5 protein-coding genes are annotated in these 5,247 nt (G+C 45.5%); 1 reads left to right on the top strand and 4 read right to left on the bottom strand.

Features of this window, described 5'->3' with window-relative positions:
- On the bottom strand, positions 1-120 hold a 120-nt coding region (locus AB7U36_RS17660; RefSeq protein WP_428160996.1), incomplete at its 3' end, for a transposase.
- A gap of 387 nt (positions 121-507) precedes the next feature.
- Here AB7U36_RS17660 and AB7U36_RS17655 point away from each other — a divergent pair.
- The gene (locus tag AB7U36_RS17655) at positions 508-1,347 is read left to right on the top strand and encodes a hypothetical protein (protein ID WP_428160995.1); all 840 of its coding nucleotides are present in this window, start codon (positions 508-510) and stop codon (positions 1,345-1,347) included.
- A gap of 54 nt (positions 1,348-1,401) precedes the next feature.
- Here the strand turns inward: AB7U36_RS17655 and AB7U36_RS17650 are convergent, their stop codons facing one another.
- From AB7U36_RS17650 to AB7U36_RS17640, 3 genes are read right to left on the bottom strand one after another with little or no spacing between them, the layout of a single operon-like run.
- Positions 1,402-2,511: an SPL family radical SAM protein gene (locus AB7U36_RS17650; protein ID WP_428160994.1), complete on the bottom strand. Its 1,110-nt coding sequence runs from the start codon at positions 2,509-2,511 to the stop codon at positions 1,402-1,404.
- A gap of 2 nt (positions 2,512-2,513) precedes the next feature.
- Positions 2,514-3,500 carry a ParB/RepB/Spo0J family partition protein gene (locus tag AB7U36_RS17645; protein WP_428160993.1) on the bottom strand — a complete coding sequence of 329 codons (987 nt, stop codon included), beginning with the start codon at positions 3,498-3,500 and terminating at the stop codon, positions 2,514-2,516.
- Between the two features lie 3 nt (positions 3,501-3,503).
- Positions 3,504-4,391, bottom strand: coding sequence for a phosphoribosylaminoimidazolesuccinocarboxamide synthase (locus AB7U36_RS17640; protein WP_428160992.1), 888 nt, complete (start codon positions 4,389-4,391; stop codon positions 3,504-3,506).
- Positions 4,392-5,247: the final 856 nt, after the last annotated feature.

Genomic DNA, 5,247 nt, shown 5'->3' with positions numbered 1-5,247 from the left:
GCGTTTGTATACGCTGTTCCACTTGCCCCTGTCCGGTGGCAGTAATCTCCACTGCGCACCACTGCGAAGAACCCAAAGGACTGCTTCAACAAACTTTCGGCAGGACTCTTCCGTTCCGATATATAGTGTTCCAGAAAAATAAATTGGACTCTCTTGGAAGATGATTTATTACTCGATGTTCGAGTTTTTTTTATTTGCCAAGGCTTTTCATGGTTTTTTAACTTTAAATTGATTCTGAAAGACTTCTCAAAAAAAGCTTGAAATGCCCGTCATTTGGTAATTTTCAAGAATTAAGAATTTGAACATTGAGTATATGACCCAGAGCTGAAAACGACGTATCTTTCACTGCAACAAATGTGAACACTCCTTTGCCGGGACACGCGATACCGTCTTCTTTGACCTGAGGACCCCGGAAGACAAGGTGATGATGGCTTTGAAGATGCTTTTGGTCAAAGTCGGTTTGACGGATATAGCTTTGTCCTGGGCGTCACCGAAGAAACGGTTTTGATGTGGCTCAATCGTGCTGCGCAAAAAGCTCATGAAATTAACACGAACCTGCTCAGAGACTTGCCGGTCACAGAAGTACAACTTGATGAGATGTGGAGCTTTATCAAGCGTAAGCATGCACAGCAGGCCGAAGCGGATGGGGAAAGCAGAGATCAGAACGAGGACGGGCGGCAGTGGGTGTGGATCAGTTTTGCTCCGGAGTTTCGCCTCATCCTGGCGACGTTTGTCGGCCCGAGAACGTTTGAGAGTGCCTTGCAACTGATACAGATGACGGCTGCCGTGGTCTTTGGGGTGCCATGCTTTTTCAGTGATGGATTCAGTTGTTATCTGTCGGCTCTGATTGAGGTCTATTATACCCAGATAACGTTTCCGCGCACAGGAAAGCGAGGCCGTCCCAAGGAACCTGTAAAGGAACCTCACCCGGATCTGGTCTATGGACAGCTGATCAAAAAGAAGCGTCAAGGAAGACTTCAAGAGTTGATGCATCGGGTTTGCTGCGGTGCCGGGCGCCTGGCCGGATTGGGGCTGTCGATTAGTACCAGTTTGATTGAACGTCTCAATCTTACGCTTCGTCATGCCTTGACGCCTCTGGTGAGAAAAAGCCAGTGTTTCTGCAAGGATCGAACCCAAATGAGGCGGCGTGTGACCTTCTTCCAAGCTTTCTACAACTTTGCCAGACCGCATATGAGTTTGCACCTGCCCTTGCCTGAGCAGAAGGTCTTCGCTTCAGATTTGATTCTGCCCAACGGATCATGTTTGGACATTCGCTTTGATATGGTTACGTTAAAATGTCAACAGAACCTAATGCCTTCCAAATTAATAATCGCCCACACTTATTGAGAAGTTACTTTAATGGAACCCAACTACCTGAAATTATACCACTTGTAAAACAGTCTAAAACAGGCGACTGGCAAGTCCGCACCGGTCTGCGGCAGCCCGGTCCAGCATATGGGCAAGCGCTTTGGGCTTTCCCGGGAAAAAACCAAATGTTTTCATCCACACCTCTTCATCTTCCATGCAAAAATAGACAGCAACTTCGGGGGCAAGCTGCCGGAACAGGGCCGCAAGGCGCTGATACATGGCTATGCGTAATGGCTTGAAATAACGCATTTTATTGTCAAGCCCGGCAATGAATTCACCGTAAGGGATGGTTGAATCTGGAAACCGTGCTTCAATGATTGATTTCAAATGGGGCATGAACCTGAATGTGCCGATGGAAATCCATACAATATTTTCCGGGCTGACATGGGCAAAGATGGCCTCAACCACCTTTTCATAAGCACGTTCGCATCCGGGATACAGGAAAATAGGGTCAAAATGAAATGCCACCCGAAATCCCTTTGACACGGCTTTGGCTGCCGCCTTAAACCGTGCGGAAAGGCTGGCTGTGCCCCGCTCTTGGGATGCTATCATTTCAGGGGTATTCACTGACCAGGACAGAATGGTTTTCCGGTTATGGTTCAGGTCCAGAAGGGAGTCTATATTGACGGTTTTTGTTTTCAATTCAAGAATCGCCCGGTCCTGGGCTGCAAATTTTTCAACCAAGAATTGGGGCATCAGGCTGACAGGTTCCCAGATCAGGGAGTCTGTGTACTCGCCGGTACCGATACGTAAAATATTGTTCCCTTGAAAAACCGGGTCCAGTGCGGCATTGTACTGGTCAAAGCCTGCAAAATACTGGAGCACGGGGGGATGAAAATAGGCCTGCAGGATGCAGTAGGCGCAATCCATGGTGCAATAGGTACCGCAGTGCAAAATGGTGTAATCACAGCAAGTGTAGTAGCTGGTGCCTGGGCATTGGCGGATCAGGGCCCCCTTGTTGCTGGTGATGTAAAGCACTTTTTTGGCAAAGCCCACGGGATCATCAGCCTGGTTGATCAGGTCATATACAGGTCTTGAGTCCGCAACCTTTTCCGGTGTGGGTTTGACTTTTGAGATCAGGTACTCAATTTCCGGCGTCAGAGCCAGATCCTTGTCCAAGAATACCCGGATTGGATTGATCATATTTATCTGTCCACAAGGGATTTGAAGTCGTTGAGGTCTGCAAGTTCAGCCAGGCGGTTCAGGCGTGTTTTAAACTCATCCATATTTTTAAATTCCATGTGCATGGCATAAACTATTCCCTCAAAGTTTTCAGGAACTGCCAGTTGAAGTCCGGAATCCAGTTCAAGGTCCTTGATGTGTTCCCGGGCCTTATTTTTAGCTGCTGTAAGTGCAGGAAAACGTCTTTGGGCAAGAAACGCCTTGAACTGCTTTCCAAGGGCACCCATATCCCTGTGCCCAAAACAGCTGCCCCCCTGCCCTATCTCATCTCCATTCGTGATCCCTAAAGGACTTTCCCGGATGAGTCTTGACAGGCTTATTTTTTCAAGGGCGCATATCTCCTTTGCCCATGCAATGATTTCCATCTGGATGCCCAATGAGGCTTTGATTTTGGAAAAAAGATGTAAAAACCCGGCCAGGGTATCTGCCTCCATGGACACAAGATGTTTACACGCCTTAATGGATATTTGACCTTGATCCAGAAGATCGAGAACAGTATCCGGCATGGCATGAATACGCGCCAGTGTATTAATATATCCGGCATTCAGCGGCATGTTGAAGATAGCGGTTGCATTTTTTACGATACTATGGGCATCCATAAAACGCAATAAAAGAACGGTTGCCCGAATGAGTTCTGCAGGCGTCAGTTCCCTTGAAAATGAATTTTCGGTTACAGCAGCCATGGCAGCATCAAGGTTTTCTCCTGCCGGCATGACACGGCAGGTTATCCGGGAGAGGCCGACATGCCTGGCCCCTTCAATCCGCCTAAACCCGGACACCACAATGTATTTATCCTGTCCGCACAACACCAGGGGCGGGACCATGATGCCATATTGGGATATGGATGACTTCAGATGTTCAATATCATGGCAGGGCTCTGTAATGCGAAACCCGGTGTCTGAAAGATCAACCTCAGACACCGGGATATCCGTAAAAGTCATTGCGGTCATGGATCAGATGGTTTGACCAGTCAGCCGGGTAAAGATTTCCTTGTAGGTTTTACTGGTATTATCAATGATTTCCTGGGGCAGTTTAGGGCCTGGCGGGGTTTTGTCCCAGCCTGAATTGATCAGCCAGTCTCTGACAGTCTGTTTGTCAAAACTTTTCTGTCCCCTGCTGGGTGTATAATCGTCTAAGGGCCAAAACCTGGATGAATCCGGTGTCATGATTTCATCAATAAGGATAATTTCACCATCAAGCAGGCCAAACTCAAATTTTGTATCCGCAATAATAATGCCTTTTTCCAGGGCAAGGGCAGAACCCCGGTTATAAATTTCAAGGCTTAGGTCCCGCAGTTTTTCTGCGATTTTCTTCCCTATAATATTTACAGCCTCATCAAAACCGATGTTGATGTCATGATCACCGATTTGCGCCTTGGTGGAGGGGGTAAACAAAGGCGTTTCAAGCTTGTCGGACTCCCTTAGACCCTGGGGCAGCCTGATATTGCATACATGACCTTCGGCTTGATAGGATTTCCAGCATGATCCTGAAATATAGCCTCTTACAATACACTCCACAGCCATGGGTTGGGCTTTTTTCACCAGCATGCTGCGGCTTTCAAGCTTGTCTTTGTATTTGTGAAACTGCACCGGATAATCATTTACATCCGTACTGATAATATGGTTTTTAACAATACTTTCCATTTGTTTAAACCAGAATAGTGAAATCTGGTTTAATACCTTGCCTTTATCCGGAATGGCGTCGGGCAATACCACGTCAAAGGCTGAAAGCCGGTCGGTTGTAACCATGAGCAGGGCATCGCCCGTATCAAAAATATCCCTGACCTTTCCTTGTCTGATCAGTGGCAGACCTTCATATTCTGTTTCGGGTATAATGCTCAAGCTTTCCTCCTGTCCTTAGAATTCAATTTAAAAATTTTGCTGATACTCGATGTTCAAGTTTTTAATTCTTGACTTTTGAAAATTACCAAATGACGGGCATTTCAAGCTTTTTTTGAGAAGTCTTTCAGAATCAATTTAAAGTTAAAAAACCATGAAAAGCCTTGGCAAATAGTACTCTTGAAAAGTCAACTAAAAAAAACTCGAACATCGAGTGATAAATATCACACAATGATTCGTTTTACTATCAGAAAGTTCAGAACAACTTAACACCCTCAACAAATATTTTGTCGCCTTTAAAGTTGGAACGCTTCTATAGTGTTCCAGAAAAATAAATTGGACTCTCTTGGGAGATGATTTATTATGTATTTTCAAGCAATAACGAATGCATAATAATCAACTTTTAGGAATGAGCACGAAATAAGATGCCCAATTAGAATCTTCAAACGTAGGGCCTACAATGGTCGCTTGTTTTGAAATGGGCAAGTTATTTAAAACCCATTCCTTAAGGAGACACTTATGCTATACTCGTGAGTCGCAACTTTGGGAGGCCATATATAAACGCACTCCTTCCCTTAATGTTCCAATTTGAGACCATTTGATCACTTTCCACACGGTTTATTCAAGCTTTGGCAAAGCCGTTTTGAGATCTGGCACCCGCTTCTCCGGCAAAACACCTGGTTTGAACATTTTTTTCTTGAAACGGTACTTTTGAATTTCCCGTATTATCGCTTGTTAAGATTCAAATAGTGTAACGCTGTACCCTCGAATTAATGACAAAATATTGTAACGCTCTGGTAGGAGAATATCCCGCCGCCTATCCAGCTAAAAATTTTAAAAATACCCAGCCTATCTCGCC

The organism is Desulfobacter sp. (assembly GCF_050177295.1).
Note: the sequence above shows the minus strand (reverse complement) of the source record. Positions and strands in the feature narration are given on the sequence as shown.